Source organism: Pseudorhodobacter aquimaris (genome assembly GCF_001202025.1).
Taxonomy (GTDB): domain Bacteria; phylum Pseudomonadota; class Alphaproteobacteria; order Rhodobacterales; family Rhodobacteraceae; genus Pseudorhodobacter; species Pseudorhodobacter aquimaris.
This window is the reverse complement of record NZ_LGHS01000076.1, coordinates 252810-273269: the sequence shown is the minus strand read 5'-3', so window position 1 is coordinate 273269 and position 20460 is coordinate 252810. Positions and strand designations below refer to the sequence as shown.

The 20460-nt window shown below is 58.7% G+C and carries 20 protein-coding genes; 7 read left to right on the top strand and 13 right to left on the bottom strand.

Going from position 1 to position 20460, the window contains the following annotated elements:
* Nucleotides 1-6: 6 nt before the first annotated feature.
* Entirely contained in the window at nucleotides 7-1164 is a 1158-nt protein-coding gene (locus AKU94_RS18140; protein WP_050528642.1) for an isovaleryl-CoA dehydrogenase, read from the bottom strand.
* Between the two features lie 147 nt (nucleotides 1165-1311).
* Between AKU94_RS18140 and kdsA the strand changes: the two genes are divergently transcribed.
* Nucleotides 1312-2142 (top strand): 3-deoxy-8-phosphooctulonate synthase, encoded by an 831-nt coding sequence (kdsA, locus tag AKU94_RS18135; RefSeq protein ID WP_050528641.1) that lies wholly within the window; start codon nucleotides 1312-1314, stop codon nucleotides 2140-2142.
* A 40-nt stretch (nucleotides 2143-2182) separates the two neighbouring features.
* On the opposite strand, the gene ggt is transcribed toward kdsA, so the two are convergent.
* The 4 genes from ggt to AKU94_RS18120 all read right to left on the bottom strand — a co-directional run bounded on the left by ggt (nucleotide 2183) and on the right by AKU94_RS18120 (nucleotide 6222).
* Nucleotides 2183-3910 (bottom strand): gamma-glutamyltransferase, encoded by a 1728-nt coding sequence (gene ggt / locus AKU94_RS18130; RefSeq protein ID WP_050528640.1) that lies wholly within the window; start codon nucleotides 3908-3910, stop codon nucleotides 2183-2185.
* Between the two features lie 87 nt (nucleotides 3911-3997).
* The gene (locus AKU94_RS20085) at nucleotides 3998-4162 is read right to left on the bottom strand and encodes a hypothetical protein (protein WP_198144946.1); all 165 of its coding nucleotides are present in this window, start codon (nucleotides 4160-4162) and stop codon (nucleotides 3998-4000) included.
* Entirely contained in the window at nucleotides 4159-5289 is a 1131-nt protein-coding gene (locus AKU94_RS18125) for a YeeE/YedE thiosulfate transporter family protein (RefSeq protein ID WP_050528639.1), read from the bottom strand. The genes AKU94_RS20085 and AKU94_RS18125 overlap by 4 nt, the downstream gene beginning before the upstream one ends.
* Nucleotides 5290-5292: 3 nt before the next feature.
* On the bottom strand, nucleotides 5293-6222 hold the full coding sequence (locus AKU94_RS18120; protein ID WP_050528638.1) for a sulfurtransferase: 930 nt from the start codon (nucleotides 6220-6222) through the stop codon (nucleotides 5293-5295).
* A gap of 465 nt (nucleotides 6223-6687) precedes the next feature.
* Here AKU94_RS18120 and AKU94_RS18115 point away from each other — a divergent pair, with 465 nt between their 5' ends.
* The 6 genes from AKU94_RS18115 (at nucleotide 6688) to AKU94_RS18090 (ending at nucleotide 13326) form a co-directional block, all read left to right on the top strand.
* A complete protein-coding gene (locus AKU94_RS18115; protein ID WP_050528637.1) occupies nucleotides 6688-8280 on the top strand; it encodes an ABC transporter substrate-binding protein in 1593 nt (530 codons plus the stop codon).
* Nucleotides 8281-8349: 69 nt separating this feature from the next.
* A complete protein-coding gene (locus AKU94_RS18110; RefSeq protein ID WP_050528636.1) occupies nucleotides 8350-9441 on the top strand; it encodes a M24 family metallopeptidase in 1092 nt (363 codons plus the stop codon).
* Nucleotides 9441-10448, top strand: coding sequence for an ABC transporter permease subunit (locus tag AKU94_RS18105; protein WP_050528635.1), 1008 nt, complete (start codon nucleotides 9441-9443; stop codon nucleotides 10446-10448). Before AKU94_RS18110 ends, AKU94_RS18105 begins: the two co-directional genes overlap by 1 nt.
* Entirely contained in the window at nucleotides 10448-11350 is a 903-nt protein-coding gene (locus AKU94_RS18100; protein ID WP_050528634.1) for an ABC transporter permease subunit, read from the top strand. Before AKU94_RS18105 ends, AKU94_RS18100 begins: the two co-directional genes overlap by 1 nt.
* Before the next feature lie 3 nt (nucleotides 11351-11353).
* Nucleotides 11354-12331 carry an ABC transporter ATP-binding protein gene (locus AKU94_RS18095; RefSeq protein WP_050528633.1) on the top strand — a complete coding sequence of 326 codons (978 nt, stop codon included), beginning with the start codon at nucleotides 11354-11356 and terminating at the stop codon, nucleotides 12329-12331.
* Complete coding sequence (locus tag AKU94_RS18090) at nucleotides 12328-13326, top strand: ABC transporter ATP-binding protein (protein ID WP_050528632.1); 999 nt, start codon at nucleotides 12328-12330, stop codon at nucleotides 13324-13326. Before AKU94_RS18095 ends, AKU94_RS18090 begins: the two co-directional genes overlap by 4 nt.
* Before the next feature lie 76 nt (nucleotides 13327-13402).
* On the opposite strand, the gene AKU94_RS18085 is transcribed toward AKU94_RS18090, so the two are convergent.
* The 8 genes from AKU94_RS18085 to AKU94_RS18050 all read right to left on the bottom strand — a co-directional run bounded on the left by AKU94_RS18085 (nucleotide 13403) and on the right by AKU94_RS18050 (nucleotide 20447).
* On the bottom strand, nucleotides 13403-14257 hold the full coding sequence (locus AKU94_RS18085) for a MurR/RpiR family transcriptional regulator (protein WP_198144945.1): 855 nt from the start codon (nucleotides 14255-14257) through the stop codon (nucleotides 13403-13405).
* Between the two features lie 37 nt (nucleotides 14258-14294).
* Complete coding sequence (locus AKU94_RS18080) at nucleotides 14295-15317, bottom strand: C45 family autoproteolytic acyltransferase/hydolase (protein WP_050528630.1); 1023 nt, start codon at nucleotides 15315-15317, stop codon at nucleotides 14295-14297.
* The gene (gene glnQ / locus AKU94_RS18075) at nucleotides 15307-16035 is read right to left on the bottom strand and encodes a glutamine ABC transporter ATP-binding protein GlnQ (protein WP_050528629.1); all 729 of its coding nucleotides are present in this window, start codon (nucleotides 16033-16035) and stop codon (nucleotides 15307-15309) included. Before glnQ ends, AKU94_RS18080 begins: the two co-directional genes overlap by 11 nt.
* A complete protein-coding gene (gene glnP / locus AKU94_RS18070; RefSeq protein WP_050528628.1) occupies nucleotides 16032-16688 on the bottom strand; it encodes a glutamine ABC transporter permease GlnP in 657 nt (218 codons plus the stop codon). The genes glnQ and glnP overlap by 4 nt, the downstream gene beginning before the upstream one ends.
* A gap of 55 nt (nucleotides 16689-16743) precedes the next feature.
* Nucleotides 16744-17463 (bottom strand): glutamine ABC transporter substrate-binding protein GlnH, encoded by a 720-nt coding sequence (gene glnH / locus AKU94_RS18065; RefSeq protein ID WP_269744981.1) that lies wholly within the window; start codon nucleotides 17461-17463, stop codon nucleotides 16744-16746.
* A gap of 290 nt (nucleotides 17464-17753) precedes the next feature.
* A complete protein-coding gene (locus AKU94_RS18060) occupies nucleotides 17754-18509 on the bottom strand; it encodes an ATP-binding cassette domain-containing protein (RefSeq protein ID WP_050528626.1) in 756 nt (251 codons plus the stop codon).
* Nucleotides 18510-18546: 37 nt separating this feature from the next.
* Nucleotides 18547-19494, bottom strand: coding sequence for a sugar ABC transporter substrate-binding protein (locus tag AKU94_RS18055; RefSeq protein WP_050528625.1), 948 nt, complete (start codon nucleotides 19492-19494; stop codon nucleotides 18547-18549).
* Between the two features lie 20 nt (nucleotides 19495-19514).
* The gene (locus AKU94_RS18050) at nucleotides 19515-20447 is read right to left on the bottom strand and encodes an ABC transporter permease (protein WP_198144944.1); all 933 of its coding nucleotides are present in this window, start codon (nucleotides 20445-20447) and stop codon (nucleotides 19515-19517) included.
* Nucleotides 20448-20460: the final 13 nt, after the last annotated feature.

Below are 20460 nucleotides of genomic sequence, written 5' to 3'. Positions count from 1 at the left end.
GCGGGCTCATTTGCCCAGCAACTCACGCCCGATCAACATGCGACGAATTTCCGAGGTGCCTGCCCCGATCTCCATCAGCTTGGCGTCGCGGAACAAGCGGCTGACAACGCTATCACCAAGGTACCCTGCCCCGCCAAGCGCCTGTACGGCCTGATGCGCTTGCACCATCGCCTGCTCGGATGCATAAAGCACGCAGGCGGCGGCATCCTGACGGGTGACCTGACCGCGATCACAGGCGCGCGCCACTTCATAGGTATAGGCACGCGCCGAATTCATCGCCGTATACATATCGGCAACCTTGCCCTGCATCAGCTGGAAATTCCCGATCGGCTGGCCGAATTGTTCACGTGTTTGCAAGTAAGGGATCACCTCATCCAGACAGGCCGCCATAATCCCCGTCCCGATCCCCGAAAGCACCACTCGTTCATAATCAAGCCCCGACATCAGGACACGCACGCCCTTGCCCTCGGTCCCCAGCACGTTTTCAAACGGCACTTCGACGTTGTCAAAGATCAGCTCGGCGGTGTTGGAGCCGCGCATCCCCAGCTTGTCGAAATGCGGGCTGGTGGAGAAACCCTTCATCGTCTTTTCCACGATAAAGGCCGTCATGCCACGGCTGCCCGCCTCGAGGTCGGTCTTGGCATAAACCACCAGTGTATCGGCATCCGGCCCGTTGGTGATCCAGTATTTATGACCGTTCAGAACGTAATAGCCGTCCTTTTTCTCGGCCCGCAGCTTCATCGAGACCACATCCGACCCCGCCCCCGCCTCAGACATCGCAAGCGCGCCGACATGGGTGCCCGCGATCAGCCCCGGCAGGTATTTCGCCTTTTGCGCCGCCGTGCCGTTCAGCTTGATCTGGTTCACACAAAGGTTGGAATGCGCGCCATATGACAGGCTGACCGAGGCCGAGGCCCGCGCGATTTCCTCGGTGGCGATCACATGGGCGAGGTAGCTCATGCCAGCGCCGCCATCCTCTTCGGGGACGGTGATGCCCAAGAGGCCCAGCTCCCCCATCTCGGTCCAAAGTTCGGCCGGAAAGATATTGTCGGCATCAACTGCGGTGGCCATCGGCTTTACCCGTTCCTGCGCCCAGCGATGCACCATATCTTGCAGCGCCGAAATATCTTCTCCCAGATCGAACCGCATAGAGCCCATGAACATGTCGTATCCTCTCCCGTGAACTGAACACATGTTCATTTAATGCGTGCAGGCGCGATTCGTGTCAAGAAAAACTGTCTGTGGCGGCTTTGGGTTGACACGACTGGGACCATGGGCCACCGCTAATTGGCAACGAGAAAGGGGCCGATCATGCAAACCAGAACCAAAGTGACCGCCGGAAATATAGAGTTCAGCAACGCAGGCCCCGTGGCCTTTATCCTTGGTCCCTGCCAGATGGAAAGCCGCGATCATGCGCTGGAAATGGCCGCCGCGATTGATGAAATCACCCGCGCCGTTGGCGTCAAGGCGGTGTTCAAGGCGTCGTATGACAAGGCCAACCGTACCAGCCTGTCAGGCACACGTGGCATCGGCATGGCCCGCGCGATGGAGGTTTTCGCCGAGGTCAAGGAACGCTTTGGCATGCCGGTTCTGACCGATGTGCATGAGGCCGCCCATTGCGCCCCCGCCGCCGAGGTTTGCGATATCTTGCAAATCCCCGCCTTCTTGTGTCGTCAGACCGATCTGTTGATTGCCGCCGCCAAAACAGGCCGGATCATCAATGTGAAAAAGGGACAGTTTCTGGCCCCTTGGGATATGGTCAATGTGGTGGCCAAGATCACCGGATCGGGCAATGATAATGTGATGTTGACCGAACGCGGCGCCAGCTTTGGCTATAACACTTTGGTCAGCGATTTCCGCAGCCTTCCGATTATGGCCGGGACCGGCGCGCCTGTGATCTTTGACGCGACCCATTCTGTGCAACAGCCCGGCGGGCTTGGCGGGTCGTCGGGCGGGCAGCGTGAATTTGTGCCGGTGCTGGCGCGGGCGGCGGTGGCGGTCGGTGTTGCGGGGGTGTTTATTGAAACGCACGGCGACCCCGATAACGCGCCCTCGGACGGGCCGAATATGGTGCCGCTGGATCAGCTTGCGGGGCTTTTGAGCAGCCTCAAGGCAATCGATGCCCTGATCAAAGCCGACTAGGAGATTGGCGGGCGGGGCCATTGCCCGCCCGCCAACCATATCAGTAACCGCGTGCGGCTGAACTCGTCTGTCGTGTATCGGCCCCACCCAGCAAGAGGCCGTCCTCTTCATCCACCACGATGGATTGGGCAGAACCCATGGTCTCCATCACCTGAACGACATGGCCCTTGGCCTCAAGGGCGGCAATAGTATCGGCGCTTAGGCCTTCCTCGACACGCAGAACCTCGGGCAGCCACTGGTGGTGGATGCGCGGGGCCACAGTTGCCTCGGCCACGTTCATGCCGTGATCGATCACGTTCATGATCATCTGGATCACCGTCGTGATGATGCGCGACCCACCCGGGCTGCCGGTCACCATGAACACCTTGCCGTCCTTCATCACCAAGGTCGGGCTCATCGAGGACAGGGGGCGTTTGCCCGGCTCAACCGCATTGGCATCGCCGCCGATCAAACCATAGGCGTTCATCACGCCCGGCTTGGCGGCAAAGTCGTCCATCTCGTTGTTCATCAAGACGCCGGTGCCATCGGCAACCATACCCGACCCGTAAGAGAAGTTGATCGTATAGGTGTTGGACACCGCATTCCCGTCCTTATCCACAATCGAGAAATGCGTGGTCTGATCGCTCTCATAGGGTGCCAGATCGGCGGGTTTGATATCCTCCGAAGGTGTCGCACGGCTTAGGGAAATGCCCTTGCGGATATCGGCGGCATAGTCCTTGGACATCAACTCTGCCTGCGGAACATCATAGAAATCCGGATCGCCCAGATATTCGGAACGGTCGGCATAGGCGCGCTTCATCGCCTCGGCCATCAGGTGTATCGTATCCGAAGAATTATGCCCCAGCCAGCCGATGGGATATTCCTCAAGCGTGTTGAGGATCTGCACGATATGGATCCCGCCGGATGAGGGTGGCGGCATCGACACAATCTCATAGCCGCGGTAGGTGCCGCTGACCGGATCGCGGCTCAGCGCCTTATAGCCTGCCATATCTTCCATCGTGATGCGCCCGCCCGAGGCCTGGACCGCATCGACGATATGCTGCGCGGTTTCACCCTTATAAAACCCGTCGGGGCCCTCGTCGGCAATCCGCTGAAGCGTTGCGGCCAGATCGGATTGGATCAACCGGTCGCCCGGTTCAAAGAAGGCACCGCCTTCCTTATAGAAGATCGTCTCAGAGGACGGCCATTTCTTGAGCCGGCTTTCCAGCCCGATCAGGCTGTCGGCCAGATCGGCGGTGACAACAATCCCGTCGCGCGCAAGACCGATGGCCGGTTGCAACACATCAGACAGGCTCATGGTGCCGTATTGTTCAAGCACCATCTGCATACCCGCAACGGTTCCGGGCACGCCGGTCGCAAGGCCGGTAAAGCGCGATTTCTCGCTGTCGGCATCGCCTGCATCATCAAGGAACATATCACGATCGGCACTCATGGGCGCCATTTCGCGGTAATCGATGGCCTTGGTTTCGCCGGTTTCGGCGTCATGAACCATCATAAACCCACCGCCGCCAAGATTGCCCGCACGCGGCAGGGTCACGGCCAGCGCAAAGGCCACGGCAACACCGGCATCCGCCGCATTTCCGCCTGCTTTCAGGATATCACGCCCGACTTCTGCGGCAATTTCCTCTTGGGCCACGACCATGCCGTTCTGGGCCCAAGCTGGGTGAATCCGGTCCATTCCGCTATAAATTGCGGCCTCTTGTGCCATGCCCGCCATCGGCGCGAGTACCAATGCGCCGCTTACGGCAACTGCGAATGTTCGCTTCATCAAACTGTCACTCCCGTTGTTCACGTAAGGGAAGCTTAGACAGCGTTAACCAAGACGGCAAGCCGCAAAACCCGCGACTCTTTCTTGTCACTCGGGCAGCGCCCCACAAAAGCCGCCGCTGGCCGCCAGCCCCGATCCAAAGGCAAGCATCGGCGGCGCGCGATAGGGGTTTGGCGGGCTGGCAATAACATCCAGCCCGATCAGTGCCACCAAACCGAAAATCGCCAGTGACGCGGTAAAACGGCGGGTCATGCGCGTGCCTCCAATCCTAGAAGAGGCCGCAGACGGATACCGACAAAGGCTCCGGCAAAGGCGGCAATGAACCAGACCCAACCATGCAAGCTGCCGGTTGCGATACCAGAAAAGAACGCGCCTACATTACAGCCAAAAGCCAGCCGCGACGAATAGCCAAGCACCAAGCCCACGACGACCGTCGCCACCCAGGCCCGCGCCGGATAGGACGGTAACGCCTGTGAAAGCCCGCCACGCCGCCAGGCCGCCACCCCGAAGGCCCCCGCAATCAGCCCGATATCGGTCAGTGATGTGTAATCCGTCAGCAGGCTTGTATTCAGCCGTTGCACCGACCCCGACGCCGCCCAGAACGCGGAGCCCGACAGATCAGCCCCAAGCGCCACGGCCCCTTTGGCAGCCCACAGCCCCAGCCCGTAGACCACGCCCCAAGGCTGGCCCGCCACCACAAGGTTACCGACCGCCAGCGCTGCCAGAACGCAGGCCGCCACGACATAGCGCGCAGGCAGCTTGCGCGTGCCGGGCTTGCCCAAAATCCAGAACAGCCCTGCCGTTAGCCCCAGGCCCGCAAGGGTGATCACAAGCCCCAAACCACCACGCAATGTCAGGATCGGCAAGGCCCCCAGATCCGTCCACCAGACCAGATGATAGGCCCCCGCAAAACTGCCAATCGCAAAGAACGGCAGTGCCAGCAGGCCAATCGGATTGCCCGACCCCGCATTGACCAAAGTGCCCGAGCCGCAGCCCAAAACCACCTGCATCGCCGCGCCGAACACAAAGGCCCCGCCGATCATCGCCCAGCCAATCGGGGCCTGTGCCCCGCTAAGCTCTTCGGGGTGGGCGGCCAGCAGCGGGATCGCCACGCAGGCCACCAAACCAATCGCCAGAAGCTGAGCGAACACACCCGCAGGCTCACGGCGCAGGATCATCGCGCGCCAAGGCCCCGCAAAGCCAAATCGCAATCCCTCCAGCGCCACGCCAAACCCGAGCCCAAGCGCAAGCATCAGCCCGAACCGCGCGCCCGCAAACAGCGCCACCAAAACCACCAGAACGGCCGCAGCCCCGATCAGCGCGCTGCGTCCAAATACCAAATTGGACGTCCGCGCCTGTGCATAAGAAATATCAGACATCGGTCAGCCACCCAAAAGCTGGTTGAACAGATGCGCGATCAGACCCGGCTGGTTGGCCATCTCACCATCGGTCTGGGAATACTCGACCATCGAGCCGGCATAGAGCTTTACATTCTCGATACCCGCGACCTCGGACATGGCAAACCAATCGGTCGCGGCCCAATGTCCGGTATTGCAAAATGCGACCACGGGCTGGTTCGATGTGCCGCCCAGCTTGGCCCGAAGCGCCTCCAGATCGGGGTCGGCATTGATCGCCGTCGCACCGGGACGAAAGAAATCGGTATGCGGCAGGTTCACGGCACCCGGCAGCGTGCCGGGGCGATCGGCCGCGTCATGCATCTTTTTGCCGTTGAAAAACGAACCGGGGCGCGAATCGACCAAAGTGGCCTGCTCGGTGCCCGCAACCACAGCCGAGACCTCGGCGGTATCGGCGGTCCATGCATTATTCCATGTGATATCCAGCTCGGTCGGCACCGGCGCGTTGGCCTGCGTTGACAGCGGCAGCCCCGCATTGACCCAGGCCGTTGCCCCCCCGTTCAGCACCGCCAGATCGGTAAAGCCCGAGCTTTTCAACGTCCAGTACACCCGCGCCGCCGCGCCGAAGTCGCTATCGGTATCGCCCTGCGACACAATGACCACCGGACGGTCCACCTCAAGCCCCAGCGCCTCATAGGTCAGCTCAAGATCCGTTACTGCGGGCACCGCACCGGGGTTGGATTCCGGCCCGCGAAACAAGCCGTAGGGACCAGAGACCGCTCCTGCGATATGGCCTGCCTCGAAACCCTTGGGACGAATATCCAGAATAACCGCCTCATGGGCCGCACCCGATGCCAGTTCGGCAGGCATGATCAACGGGCCGAAATCGCTCGCCAAAGCGGTGGTTGCGCAAATCGCGGCAAGGCCGGTCAAGGAAGACAGCATGATCCGTTGCATAATGAAACCTTTTCGAAATGAGATGTTTTACCTCCATTTTCGCAAAGTCATTGCGGGTGCAAGGAACATCAGCACCCAAAACCGATGCCCAGCCGGAATAAATTCCCGACGAACCCGATGACGAAACAACAATCACCTGCCCGCCAACGGATCGTGCAAACGTGCCTCTGTCAATGCGGCCAAACACAGGAAAAGGGTTCTTATTGCCTATATCTACATTTCACCTTCACGCGACAGCAACAGCGAGGACACCAAGAGACCCGCTGTCTGGCCTTTGTGGGTGCAAGTCGTGGCGCGTCGCGGCTTACGTCACGGCGTGCTTTCTCGCCCTTGCAAAAAGCTGCATCATCGCCATGATGTCCTTGTCGATGCCTTGGCTGTCTCCGGTTTTCCGGCTTTGCTTGCTGGGCATCCACCATTAAAACGCCGCATCCGAATCGCGGCCTTACAACGAGGGAAGACAAGATGTCTCTTAAAACTACGCTTGCGACTGGTCTGGTGATGACCGCGCTCTTGGCCCCTGCGGCCTTTGCCAAGACAATGGTCTATTGCTCCGAAGGGTCGCCCGAGGGCTTTGATCCGGCGCTGTTTACCACAGGCACCACATTTAACGCCTCCTCTCAGGCGGTGTACAACCGTCTGGTCGAATTCGACGGTGCCACCACAGCAACCAAACCCGCATTGGCCGAAAGCTGGGAAGTGTCCGAAGACGGGTTGGAATATACCTTTAAACTGCGCGAAGGCGTGAAATTCCAGTCCAATGACGCCTTCACCCCGTCCCGCGATTTCAACGCCGACGATGTGATCTTTACCTTTGACCGTCAGCGCGATGAGGCCAATCCCTATTTCACCTATGAGGGCGGCAGCTGGGAGTATTTCAACTCCATGTCGATGTCCGATCTGATCACGGAAATCGTCAAGGTCGACGATTATACCGTGAAATTCGTGCTGAGCCGTCCCGAAGCGCCGATGATCGCCAACCTCGCGATGGATTTCGCCTCGATCGTGTCCAAGGAATATGCCGATGCCATGCTTGAGGCAGGCACGCCTGAGATGCTGAACCAGGCGCCGATTGGCACCGGGCCGTTCTCTTTTGTGGCCTATCAAAAGGATGCGGTTATCCGCTATGCCGCCAACCCTGATTACTGGGCAGGCGCGTCACCGCTGGACAATCTGGTCTTTGCGATCACAACCGACGCCTCGGTTCGCTATCAAAAGATGAAGGCTGGCGAGTGCCACCTGATGTCCTATCCCAACCCTGCCGATGTGGCAGCGATGCAAGAAGACGCCGATCTGGTGGTTCAGGAACAAGAGGGCCTGAACGTCGGTTATCTGGCCTATAACACCAAGGTTGCGCCTTTTGATAACGTCAACGTGCGTCGCGCGCTGAATATGGCGGTCGACAAGCAGGCGATTCTGGATGTGGTCTTCCAAGGCGCCGGCAGCATTGCCAAGAACCCGATCCCGCCTGCGATGTGGTCCTATAACGACGCGGTAGAGGATGACGCCTATGACCCCGAAGCGGCCAAGCAGATGCTGGCTGATGCGGGTGTCTCGGATCTGTCGATGAAGATCTGGGCAATGCCTGTGCAGCGCCCGTATAACCCCAATGCCCGCCGTATGGCCGAGCTGATGCAAGAAGACCTCGGCAAGATCGGCGTCTCGGTGGAAATCGTATCCTATGAGTGGGGCGAGTATCTGGAGCGCGCCAAGGCCGAAGATCGTGACGGTGCGGTTCTGCTGGGCTGGACCGGCGACAATGGTGACCCGGACAACTTCCTTGCCGTTTTGCTGGGCTGTGATGCCGTGGGCAACGCCAACCGCGCGCAGTGGTGCAACGAAGACTTCGACGCGCTGGTCCAAAAAGCCAAGGTGACGGCCGATCAGGCAGAGCGCACCAAGCTTTATGAAGAAGCGCAGCTGATCTTCAAGGATCAAGCGCCTTGGAGCACGATCGCCCATTCGGTGACCTTCACGCCAATGCGCAAAGAGGTTCAGGGCTATGAGATGAGCCCGCTCGGCTCTGTCCGTTTCTATGGCGTTGACCTCGCCGAGTGATCTATTGATACGGGAGGGGGCCAGACGGCCCCCTCCCCCCCTGAGCCATTTGCCAAGGTAAGAAACACTATGACCGACCGCTATGCCGAACACCGTGCGATTGCGCGGGACTTGGGCGTTGATGCTATTGCCCTCGTGCCCGGCAGTAACTTTGAACGTCTGTTCAATGCCAGCTTCGGCAGCCATGAACGGCCCATGGTTATCATCATCCCCGTAACCGGCGCGCCGGTGGCCTTGGTCCCAAACCTTGAGCTGCTGTCTTTTGAGGCGCTTGGATTTGAGGGCGCTGTTTTTGATTGGCGCGACCAGACCGGATACCGCGATGCTTTTGCCGCGATGGCCGCACATCTGCCGCTGACCTCGCTTGCGGTTGAGGGTCAGGTGATGCGGGTGTTTGTCCACCACGCGCTGGCTGCGGCCTATCCCGATCTGCGTATTCTGGATGCCGAGAAACAGATCTCGGGCCTGCGTTTGCGCAAAACCCCTGATGAGATTTCTGCGCTGACCGGCGCAATCCGTCTGTCCGAGGCCGCACTTGCCGAAACCATCGCCGAGGTGAAGCCCGGCATGACCGAACGGCAGGTCGAGAGCCTGCTGGTGGCAGCCCTCTTTCGCAACGGGGCCGAGGGGCTTTCCTTCGGGCCGATTGTGGCCGCAGGTGGCAATGCCGCCAAGCCCCATGCCCATGCGCGCGATGTGGCGATTGCGCCCGGTGATGCGCTGCTGATCGATTTCGGCGGGCGCAAGGACGGGTTTACCGCCGATATCACCCGCACCTTCTTTGTCGGCCATGCTGATGACCGCGCGCATCAGGTCTATGACACTGTCTTGCGTGCCAATATGGCGGGACATGCGGTAACACGCGCCGGTGTGACCGCCCATCAGATCGATGATGCCGTAACGTCAGTGCTTGAGGCCTCGCCCTTTGCGGAATACATCCGCACCAAGACAGGTCATGGGCTGGGCCGCGATGTGCATGAGGCACCCTATATCATGCGTGGCAATTATGAGGTTCTGGCCGCCGCAACCGTGTTTACCAATGAGCCGGGGCTTTATATCCCGAATGAAATCGGCGTTCGGATAGAGGATGATGTCCTGGTCACCGATGGTGGCTATATCAGCCTGACTGAATTCCCCAAAGACCTGACGGTGATAGGCTGATGCTGAAATATCTTGCTTCGCGGCTGCTGACCTTTGTGCCGACCTTTATCGGGGTCACATTGATCTCTTTTGCCTTTATCCGCATGTTGCCGGGTGATCCGATCACCGTCATGGCGGGCGAGCGCGGCGTATCGCCCGAGCGCTATCAGGAATTGATGGTGCAGCTGGGTTTTGACCAGCCGGTTTACGTGCAATATTTCGAATACCTCAAAGGGATCGTGCAGGGTGATCTGGGCATGTCCTTTGTCACCAAGAAGCCGGTCTGGGACGAGTTTTTCGCCCTCTTCCCCGCCACGCTGGAGCTGTCGCTCTGCGCGATGATCTTTGCCGTCGGGCTTGGACTGCCTGCGGGGGTGATTGCCGCCGTAAACCGCGGCAAGTTCTTTGACCGCGCGTTGATGTCCACCGCCCTTGTCGGCTATTCGATGCCGATCTTTTGGTGGGCGCTTTTGTTGATCATCGTGGTCTCGGGCTGGTTGGGGCTGACGCCGGTTTCGGGCCGCATCAGCCTGATGTTCTATTTCCCCGACACCACAGGGTTCATGCTGATCGACAGCCTGCTTTCGGGGCAAAAGGGCGCGTTTTCATCGGCCCTGAGCCATCTGATCTTGCCAACAATCGTGTTGGGGACCATCCCGCTGGCGGTGATCGCGCGGCAAACCCGCTCTGCGATGCTGGAGGTTCTGTCCGAAGATTACATCCGCACCGCCCGCGCCAAAGGGCTTTCGCCTTATGGGATCAACGGCATCCATGCGCTGCGCAATGCGCTTATTCCCGTCATCACCGTCATCGGGCTTTCGGTCGGCACCTTGCTGGCCGGCGCAATCCTGACCGAGACGATCTTTAGCTGGCCGGGCATCGGCAAATGGATGGTCGACAGCATCTTCCGCCGCGATTACCCCGTGGTGCAGGGCGGGCTTTTGCTGATCGCCGTGATGGTGATGATCGTCAACCTGACCGTGGATATGCTTTACGGTTTCATCAACCCCAAGATCAGGAAACGCTGATGGCCGATACAGTGCAACAAGAGCCGGATATGCAGGCACGTCCCGGCAGGCTGACCGAATTCTGGCATTACTTCCGCGAAAACCGGGGCGCTGTTTTCGGGCTTTGGGTCTTTGCCATATTCGTGGCGGTGGCCATTCTGGCCGATGTGATCGCCCCTCACGATCCGACGGAACAGTTTCGCCAGCACCTGCTGCAACCGCCCTTCTGGCAAGAGGGCGGGACGACGGCCTTTTTGTTGGGCACCGATGCGGTGGGGCGCGATATGCTGTCGCGGCTTTTGCACGGGGCGCGCTATTCCTTTTATGTGGGGATTGTCGTTGTGGCTGTTGCCGCCTCGGGCGGGATTTTGATCGGGCTGATCGCGGGCTTTGCGCCCAAATGGGTCGATACGATCATCATGCGGGTGATGGATATCATTCTGGCCTTTCCGTCCTTGCTGCTGGCGCTTGTGCTGGTCGCCATTCTGGGGCCAAGCCTGACCAATGCGATGATCGCCATCGCCATCGTCTTGCAGCCCCATTACGTGCGCCTGACACGGGCCAGCGTAATGTCGGAGCTGTCCAAGGATTACGTCACCGCCTCGCGCACCACCGGCGCGGGTCTTGCGCGGTTGATGTTCATCACCGTGCTGCCCAACTGCATGTCGCCGATCATCGTTCAGGGCGCCTTGTCCTTTTCCACCGCGATACTGGATGCGGCGGCTTTGGGCTTTCTTGGTATGGGCGCACAGCCACCAACGCCGGAATGGGGCACCATGCTGGCCGAGGCGCGTGAGTTTATCTTGCGGGCGTGGTGGGTTGTGACCTTCCCCGGTCTTGCCATCCTGATCACAGTGCTGGCGATCAATCTGATGGGCGACGGTTTGCGTGATGCCCTTGACCCCAAGCTGAAGCGGAGCTGAGCCATGGCCCTTTTGGAAATTCGCAACCTCAGCGTCGATTTCACCACCGCATCGGGGGCATTCCGGGCCGTGGATGCGGTGGATGTCTCGGTCGACAAGGGTGAGGTTCTGGCCATTGTCGGCGAAAGTGGGTCGGGCAAATCGGTGTCGATGCTGGCACTGATGGGGCTTTTGCCCTGGACCGCGACCATCACCGCCGATGTGATGGAGTTTGAGGGCCGCGACCTGCGCGCCCTTACCCCCAAGGCGCGGCGCAAGATCGTGGGCAAAGACATCGCCATGATCTTTCAAGAGCCGATGTCCTCGCTCAACCCCTGTTTCACGGTTGGTTTCCAGATCAAGGAAGCCCTGCGCCTGCATATGAATATGGACCGCGCCACCCGCCACAAGCGCGCGATCGAGCTGATGGATATGGTGGGCATCCCTGCCCCCGAAAGCAGGCTCAATACCTTTCCGCACCAGATGTCGGGCGGGATGAACCAACGTGTGATGATCGCGATGTCGATTGCCTGTAACCCCAAACTCCTGATCGCGGATGAGCCGACAACGGCGCTGGACGTGACCATTCAGGCGCAGATCCTCGATCTGCTGACGGGGTTGCAGCGCGATACCGGCATGGGGCTGATCCTGATCACCCATGATATGGGCGTGGTTGCCGAGAATGCGGAACGCGTCTCGGTGCAATATGCGGGGCAAAAGGTTGAGGACCAACCGGTCTATGACCTCTTTGCGCGCCCGCATCACCCCTATACCGCCGCCCTGCTGGCCGCCCTGCCCGAGCGCGCGACCTCCAAACTGTTGCCGACCATTCCGGGCGTGGTACCGGGGCAATTCGACCGCCCCAAGGGCTGTCTCTTCTCGCCCCGCTGCGCCTATGCCGATGACCGTTGCCGCAGCACGCCGCCCATACCTTGCGGGTCCGAACTGGGTCTTGCGCGCTGCCACTACCCCCTGAACGCAACCGAGGAGGTCAAGGCATGAGCGACACCCCCGTAGTCATCGCCGAAAACCTGAGCCGCCATTACGAGGTCGGCGGCGGTATGTTCCGCAAACCGCAAGTGGTGCGCGCGCTGTCCGAGGCCAGCTTTACCCTGCATCTGGGCAAGACCCTTGCCGTGGTCGGCGAAAGCGGCTGTGGCAAATCCACCCTCGCGCGGCTGATCACCCTGATCGAGGAACCGACGGGCGGGCAGTTTCAACTGAACGGACGGGGCGCCACAAGGGAAAACTGGGCCAGCCTGCGCACCGATGTGCAGATCGTGTTCCAGGACCCTTACGGCTCGCTCAACCCGCGCCAAAAGATCGGGGCCATTCTGGAAGAACCGCTCAAGATCAACCGCCCCGAGATGAGCGCCGCCGAGCGCACCGCCAAAGCGCGCGATATGCTGCGCCTCGTGGGCCTGCGCCCCGAGCATTTTGAACGGTATCCGCATATGTTCTCGGGCGGTCAGCGCCAGCGGATCGCGGTTGCCCGCGCGCTGATGCTGGACCCCAAGGTGCTGGTGCTGGATGAACCCGTTTCCGCGCTGGACCTGTCGATCCAAAGCCAGATCCTCAACCTGCTGACCGAATTGCAAGAGCGGATGGGCCTTGCATATCTGTTCATCAGCCATGACCTTTCGGTCGTCAAACATATGGCCGATGATGTCATCGTGATGTATCTGGGCCGCCCCGTAGAAACCGGCTCCAAAGAGGAAATCTTTGCCGGTCCGCGCCACCCATATACCAAGGCGCTTTTGTCCGCGACCCCCGTGGCCGAACCGGGCCTGGAGAAACAACGCATCAAACTGGCAGGCGAACTGCCATCCCCGATGAATGTTCCGCCCGGCTGTGCCTTTGCGCCTCGCTGCTGGAAGGCCCAAGACCGCTGCCATGCAGAACGCCCGCTATTGGAAGGTGCGACACATCGGACGGCTTGCTTCTTTCCCGAGGCGGGGGGAACCCCTTCACCGGCGGCACCAAAGCCCGCAACCTAACGCGCAAGGTTCAGGTGGTGTCGGGCATATGCAGCCAGATCGGCTTGGCTGAGGCCAAAACGCATGACTAACACGGTCAGCGATCCTCAATATTCAGACGCTTTATAAGGTTCTGACGGGCGATAAGCGCCTGTTCAGTTTGTTGGAAATCAAAGGCGGCCACAGCATTGATCACACATTCGGCCACCGCAAAGAAACTGGTGATCGAGTTTGAGATAAAGCTGCTTTGATGCGGCGCAAAAATCGCGGCCTTCGAATGCGATACAAGCGGCGAACTGCCAAGATCGGTGATCGCGATCACATCAAGCCCCTGTTCATGCGCCACTTGCGATGCGGCAACGACCTGACGTGAATAAGGTGCAACGCTGATCACGATACAGACGTCACCGGACCCCATGGCGGCGATCTCTTCGGCGACACCCAGACCGTTTGCATCCAGAACACTTACATCCGCGCGGATCAACCGAAGCCCGTAAGCCAGAAAGGCCGCGAGGGAGTGAAACTGGCAGATGCCGTAAATGGTGACACGCCGCGCCTCGGCGATCATCCTGATGGCTGTTTCAAAGCTGTTCGGGTCAAGGTTTTCCACAAAACGGTCGATATTCGCCTGATTTTCATGACAAAGCTGGGCCGCACGTTGTTTGATCGGCTGATCGGCATTCGACAGGGCCGATTGCGCCTGATTGAGATAGAAAGAACCGGGCTGTTGCAGGCGGGTTGCCAGCAAGGCTTTTTGAAACGCCCCGAACCCAGGATAGCCGAGGCTTTTGGCCAGACGGGTGATGGTCGAGGGGTTGGTCTTGACCCGTTCCGATAACGTTGTAATGGACAACAGGTCAGTGCTGTCCTGAAGATCCAATATCCGGCCAAATGCATCGCGTGACTTGGCGCCCAGACTGTGAGGGGCCGCGCCCTTTGTGATCTCGATCAAAAGGGCGCGCAACTCTTCGATATTCGCAGGCGGCGAGTCAGGCGGGTTCCTGTTCGCTGTGATAGGCTGCTGGTCCGTCTTTTTCACCGTAAATCCCCCACTCCACGCCCGTTTTAGAAACGCTAAACTGACATGTTGCAAGCGTGTTCTCATGGTCGGGATCATCAGGCGCATCGCGGCGTATCGGCAAACCGGGGCCCGACGTATCGCGCAGAATATCGAGGTCGATCAGTTTATCCTGCTTCACCAGCCGCTCCACGGTCGTTTGACGATCCGCCGATGATTGCGTGATGATCTGCCCCTCGGCTCCCAGATGGAGCGCGTGATTGGCGTGGCCGCTGCGCACCTCAATTCCGCGTACCGAGGCCTTGCCGCCACCGTATTCCACACTCAGCAATTGCGGATTTCCGGCCTGGGCCAATGTCATATGGAACCCGCCGCTCTGCGGATCATCGGTCAGGGTCTTGACCGCCCCTTGCAACGTCGCCGACGCCAGAACCGCCCGCCCCAGAACCATACGCGGAATCGTCGGGGTCAGATCCCTCAGCCGCAAATTGTTCACCGCCTGCACCAGCCCCGCATCATTCCAGCCAAAGGTATGACCGGCCACAGATCCCGGATAGCAAAAGGCGCGAAACCCCATTGAGGCCTGCGGCTTGGCATCCAGAATAAAGCAATCCCCGCGAAAGAACGGCAGCCCGTCCTCATTATGGCTGACACGGATGACATTGCCCGGCGACTGGATTGTGGTACAGCCATCCGGCACCGATGCAAGGATATCCCCCCGGCAATTCCAGGCGAAAACATCCTGAAACGGCACATCCAACCCCTGCGCCAAACCGCGCAACTCCTCATAGAATTCGGGGAAACGGTTTTTCGTGCTTTCCATCAGCCGCGAAACAGTTCCGGCATGATCTGCGCCGGTGATTTTGGACCAGATATCTGACCGGATCAGATGGGCATGAACTGCTGCCCGCCCTTGCGCGCCCATTGCTTGCCCGACGTCAAACGGCGTGCCAGACACAGCAAGCCATTCGATCGGGTTCTTGTTACTCGACATGGCTCAGGAAATCCTTCATCCGCGGATTTGGGGGGGTATCGATCACGGTGCGCGGGTCATCATCCACCGCAATCTTGCCGTGTTCCATAAAGATCAGCCGCGTGCCGACCTGTTTGGCAAAAGCCATCTCATGGGTGACCACGACCATGGTCATCCCCTCTTTGGCCAGTTGCAACATCACGTTCAGAACTTCATGCTTCAGCTCGGGGTCCAGCGCCGAGGTCGGCTCGTCAAAGAGCATGACTTTGGGCTTTACGGCCAAGGCGCGCGCGATGGCGACACGCTGTTGCTGCCCGCCTGACAGCTCGGCAGGGTAATGGCCGCCTTTGTCGGACAGGCCAACCTTATCGAGCAACGCTTGCGCCTGTATTTCGGCCTCATCCTTGGACAGGCCACGGACCTTGCGCGGGCCAAGGGCCACGTTTTGCAGGGCTGTCATCTGCGGAAAGAGGTTGAACTGCTGAAAGACCATTCCGGCCTCTTGCCGTATCTCACACAGCACCTTTTTACCGCCCGTGACCGACAGACCATCCACGATCAGATCGCCGCCGGTGATGGTTTCCAAACCATTGATGCAACGCAACAATGTGGATTTCCCCGAACCCGAAGGACCGATCAGAACAACCACTTCGCCCTTTTCAGTGGACAGATCGACATCCTTCAGCACTTGCAGCGGGCCAAAGGCCTTGGAGGTGTTTTTAAACTCGATAAAGCTCATAGAATTTTCATCCGCTTTTCCACGCTGCGCAAGGCAAACGTCATTGTACCCGTCATGATGAGGTAGCAGATCGCCACGGCGGTCCAGATCTCAACCGCGCGGAAATTGGCGGCCATAATCTCCTGTCCGGTGCGGGTCAATTCACCGACACCGATGACGATGAACAACGAAGTGTCCTTGAGGCTCACGATAAACTGGTTGCCAAGCGGCGGAATCAGGCGGCGAAAGGCCAGCGGCCCGATGATATAGAGCAAGACCTTCCAATGCGGCATGCCGATGGCCAGCCCCGCCTCGGTCAGCCCCTTGTTGATCGACAAAAACGCGCCCCGCACGATTTCCGCGATATAGGCGCCGGCATTGACGACAATCGCCAGAACGGCCGCAGACATCGGATCAATACGGATATCGGCCAGCACCGGCAGCGCGAAATACAGGAACATGACCTGAACAACGATGGGCGTGCCGCGGATCAGCTCGATATAGGTAAAGGCGATGGCGTTCAGTATCTTGCCGCCATAGGCGCGCATCAACCCGGCGATAGAGCCCAGAACAATGCCCCCGATCAGGCCAAGCACGGTAATGTAGATTGTGACTTTTGCCCCGGCAATAAGCTGCGGGATAAAGTCGAACATGATAGACCAGTCGACCTGCATGATATCTTCCCCTCAAATCGCCTGCGCCACAGATGACGCAGGCATTTTTCGTGATTTACTTCGCCGGTGCCTGACCGAACCACTTGGAGAAGATCGCATCATAGCGGCCGTCTTTTTTCATTGCGGCCAGCGAGGCATTCACACGCTCAACCCATTCGCTGCCCTTTGGAAAGCCGATGCCATATTCATGTGCCAACATCTGTGAGCCCACGGCCTTGACCGCGCCGTCACCAGCATTTGCGATGTAATACAGCACGTTAGGCGTGTCATGCATGGCGGCATCCACGCGCCCCGTCCGCAGTTCCAGATAGGCGTTGTCAATATTGGGGAACAGACGCAGCTCGCTTTCCTTGAAGTTGCTATTTGCGTAATCCGCAGCAGAAGTCCCCGTTTTCAGCGCAACAGCCTTGCCTGCCAGATCGGCCTCGCCGGTGATGTCGCTATCGCTTGGCACCATCAACAGAAAACCGCTGTCGTAATAGCCGTCGGAAAAGTCGATAACCTCTTTGCGCTCATCTTTGATCGTGATGCCGGCCAGCGCCACATCGACCTGCCCCGTTTGCAACGCAGGAATAATCCCGCCGAAATCCATCGGACGCAGTTCATAGCTGACGCCCATATCGGTGGCGATGGCATCCCACAGATCAATGTCAAAGCCGACGTATTTGCCGTCTTGTTTGAACTCGAACGGAACGAAGGCCGTATCTGTTGCGACGATCAAATCTTGGGCCGAGGCACTGGTCGCAGAGATCGCAAGGGCCGCAACGGCAGCCAGTTTTTTTGAAGGTATTCATATATACACCCTGATTGAACGGATCTTTTGTCCTCCGACATTGATATGCAAATATTTTTGCGAGTAAAGAAAAAATGAAAATATAATTATTCCATCTCGCCGTGGTCAAAGACCCGCTCGACCAGCCCTTGCTGTCTAGGTCATTGATAATGCGAAAAGAGATGCGCAATGCGCAGCAGCTTTTACAAGCCGCCGGGATCAGGACGCCCCCACCTGCAACAGATCACCTGTACCGGTTTTGCCGCGCTGCGGCCAGAATCACATTGGCTAAATCAGGCCGCCCGGCTGTCTCTGTCACCGCTCAGAATGTAATGTGACAAGGCATCTGCCGTCAGATTGGCGGCATCCAGATCAATCTGGTTCTCACCACGCCGCAGGATACTGACCCGATCCGCGACGGCCACAACATCCTTCATGGCGTGGCTGATCAGGATAACGGTCTTGCCCGCATGTTTAAGCGCGCGGATTAATTCAAGCACCTGTTCGGTTTCGCGCACACCAAGGGCGGCCGTGGGTTCATCCAGAATGACGATATCGGCGTTCCAGCGCAGCGCCCTGCAAATCGCGACCGCTTGGCTTTGCCCGCCGGACAGGGCCTCTACCTTGGTGTCCATATCGGTGATCGACTTGTTAAGCTGGGACATATAGCCCAAAGCATCGCGCCGCATGGCCGGTTTATCCAGCAAGGTCACGCCCAGAACTTTCTTGGTAAGCTCTGCACCCATAAAGATATTTTGGGCAATGGTCATACGCGGCGCAACCGCCAGATCCTGATGGATCGTCGCAATCCCCGATGTCAGCGCATCCGTCGGGCTGGTGAATTTGCGCGCGCTATTGCTCACCCATAGCTCGCCACTCTCGGGGGTCTCAACCCCCGAGAGGATCTTGATGAGGGTCGATTTCCCCGCGCCATTGTCACCGCAGATCGCGTGAACATCGCCCTCTTTAATATCAATACTGACGCCCCGCAGGGCTTGGACCGCGCCATAATTCTTGAAGATATTCTTCATCACGATCTTTGAAGACATGGTTTCTTTCCTTATGGCCGGGGCGTCAGAGAACAGGTTAGTCGATATAGTCAGCGGCGTTATTTGCATCCACCAGAATTGCCGGCATGAACATATAGGGGCCTTTGACGATCTCTTCTTTGGCCTTGCCGTCCACCACGATCGCCTTCATCGCATCCACGGCGGCAATGGCCATTTCCTCAAACGGAATAGAGACCGTGGCCGTCATCATGGATTGCGGGTCCAGAATGCGTTGGAACACCTCTTGGCCGCCATCAATGGACACCAGCGACACATCCCCCTTGTTCAGCCCCGCCTCCTTGAGCAGGTCATCAATGATGAACGCCTGCCCGTCAAAGGACGCCCAAACGCCTTTGAACTTGCCAGCCTGCTGCAAAATCAGCGCCTGCATCCCGTTGCGCACATCATCGCGCCAGCTTTTGGTCCGCGCCATGGAATGTTCGCCCACAACCGTAACCGCAGGGTTTTCGGCCAGAACAGCCGAGAGCACCGCCCCCCTGATCCGCGTCCCTGCATTTGCCTCAAAGCGCTGCACAAGGATACCGCCCTCAAAATCGATGGTGCCCAAAAGGTACAGCGCAGATTCCGCCCCCACCCCGTATTCATTGACCTGAACATCAAACAACGTATGCGGGCTGGAGCCGCTGACGACGGAAATCACCGGAATCCCCGCCTCTTTGGCGGCGGCAAATTGGGCGTCTGCCTCAATCGGTTTCGACATGCAGACGAGGATCGCATCGGGGGCAGAGAGGATGAGGTTCTCGATCTGCTCGGAATGGGTTTGCAAGCTGCCGTTAGAATTCAGCACCTGAACATCCCAGCCCAGACCTTTGGCATGGGCCTCGGCGGCATTGGCGCAACGGGCATGGGTTTCGGACGACATCTGGAACGCCACAACACCCAGATCAAAGGCCAGCGCCTGACCGGCAAACAAGGCCGATGTCATAAGCGCACAAAGCCCGGCGGTTGATTTCAAAAACTTCATATTTTTTCCCTATTGGCTGATTAAAGGCTGAATGCCGCCTGTTTCAATGTCGATGCAGATACGGCGACCGAGGCGATGATGATGATACCCAGCATGATATCTTGCACGTAATATTGCGCGCCCAGCAGGATCAAACCATTGCCAAGCATCACGATGATCAAGGCCCCGACAACAGTGCCCAGAATATTCGGCTTAGCGGGGGTGAACATGGTCATACCCAAAAGCGTGGCCGCGATCCCCAAAAGCATGAAATCACCGCCCATTTGCGGCGCCGCCGAGGACAGGTTCGCCACCAGCAGCACGGCGGTAAAACCGGCCGCCGCCCCCGAGAGCGCCAGCCCAATGACCTTGTTCCGGCGGGTATTGATGCCCGCGCGCCGCGCCGCCTCTTCATTCTCGCCGGTGGCTTGTAAATGCACACCCGCCCGCGTTTGGGTCGAAAACACCAAGGCGATCCCGACAACAACCACCAGAACGATGACAATCAACGGAACAGGCCCCAGCTTGCCCCGCGCAAGAAACAGGAAATTCGGGTCCCACCGCCCCACAAAGGCAACGCCCCCCGTCAGCATGAAGGCCAATCCATTCGCGACCGAAGAGGTGCCAAGCGTCGCGATCAGGGACGGCACCTTCAGCACCGTGACCAGAAATCCGTTAAGCACCCCCGCAAGGGTCCCCAAGCCAATCCCTGCAACCACCGCCAAGGGCCAAGGCAGCCCGTTAAAGATCATCATCCCGACAATCACACCCGACAGGCTGCAAATATTGGCAAAGGACAGATCCAACTCGGATGTGATCAGCGCAAAGGTAAAGCCGATTGCCAGAATGGACAGAAAGCTGGCCTGCTTTAGAATATTGAGCAGATTTGCGACCGATGCGAAGTTATCAGCGAATATCAGCAGAAAGACAAACAGGGCGATACCCGCAAAGAACGTGCCATATTTTTCGATCATCTAACGCATACCT

Excerpts from the sequence above, each read along its gene's own strand:
- AKU94_RS18140 (WP_050528642.1), bottom strand. The coding sequence starts at position 1,164 with ATGTTCATGGGCTCTATGCGGTTCGATCTGGGAGAAGATATTTCGGCG.
- kdsA (WP_050528641.1), top strand. The coding sequence starts at position 1,312 with ATGCAAACCAGAACCAAAGTGACCGCCGGAAATATAGAGTTCAGCAAC.
- ggt (WP_050528640.1), bottom strand. The coding sequence starts at position 3,910 with ATGAAGCGAACATTCGCAGTTGCCGTAAGCGGCGCATTGGTACTCGCG.
- AKU94_RS20085 (WP_198144946.1), bottom strand. The coding sequence starts at position 4,162 with ATGACCCGCCGTTTTACCGCGTCACTGGCGATTTTCGGTTTGGTGGCA.
- AKU94_RS18125 (WP_050528639.1), bottom strand. The coding sequence starts at position 5,289 with ATGTCTGATATTTCTTATGCACAGGCGCGGACGTCCAATTTGGTATTT.
- AKU94_RS18120 (WP_050528638.1), bottom strand. The coding sequence starts at position 6,222 with ATGCAACGGATCATGCTGTCTTCCTTGACCGGCCTTGCCGCGATTTGC.
- AKU94_RS18115 (WP_050528637.1), top strand. The coding sequence starts at position 6,688 with ATGTCTCTTAAAACTACGCTTGCGACTGGTCTGGTGATGACCGCGCTC.
- AKU94_RS18110 (WP_050528636.1), top strand. The coding sequence starts at position 8,350 with ATGACCGACCGCTATGCCGAACACCGTGCGATTGCGCGGGACTTGGGC.
- AKU94_RS18105 (WP_050528635.1), top strand. The coding sequence starts at position 9,441 with ATGCTGAAATATCTTGCTTCGCGGCTGCTGACCTTTGTGCCGACCTTT.
- AKU94_RS18100 (WP_050528634.1), top strand. The coding sequence starts at position 10,448 with ATGGCCGATACAGTGCAACAAGAGCCGGATATGCAGGCACGTCCCGGC.
- AKU94_RS18095 (WP_050528633.1), top strand. The coding sequence starts at position 11,354 with ATGGCCCTTTTGGAAATTCGCAACCTCAGCGTCGATTTCACCACCGCA.
- AKU94_RS18090 (WP_050528632.1), top strand. The coding sequence starts at position 12,328 with ATGAGCGACACCCCCGTAGTCATCGCCGAAAACCTGAGCCGCCATTAC.
- AKU94_RS18080 (WP_050528630.1), bottom strand. The coding sequence starts at position 15,317 with ATGTCGAGTAACAAGAACCCGATCGAATGGCTTGCTGTGTCTGGCACG.
- glnQ (WP_050528629.1), bottom strand. The coding sequence starts at position 16,035 with ATGAGCTTTATCGAGTTTAAAAACACCTCCAAGGCCTTTGGCCCGCTG.
- glnP (WP_050528628.1), bottom strand. The coding sequence starts at position 16,688 with ATGCAGGTCGACTGGTCTATCATGTTCGACTTTATCCCGCAGCTTATT.
- AKU94_RS18060 (WP_050528626.1), bottom strand. The coding sequence starts at position 18,509 with ATGTCTTCAAAGATCGTGATGAAGAATATCTTCAAGAATTATGGCGCG.
- AKU94_RS18055 (WP_050528625.1), bottom strand. The coding sequence starts at position 19,494 with ATGAAGTTTTTGAAATCAACCGCCGGGCTTTGTGCGCTTATGACATCG.
- AKU94_RS18050 (WP_198144944.1), bottom strand. The coding sequence starts at position 20,447 with ATGATCGAAAAATATGGCACGTTCTTTGCGGGTATCGCCCTGTTTGTC.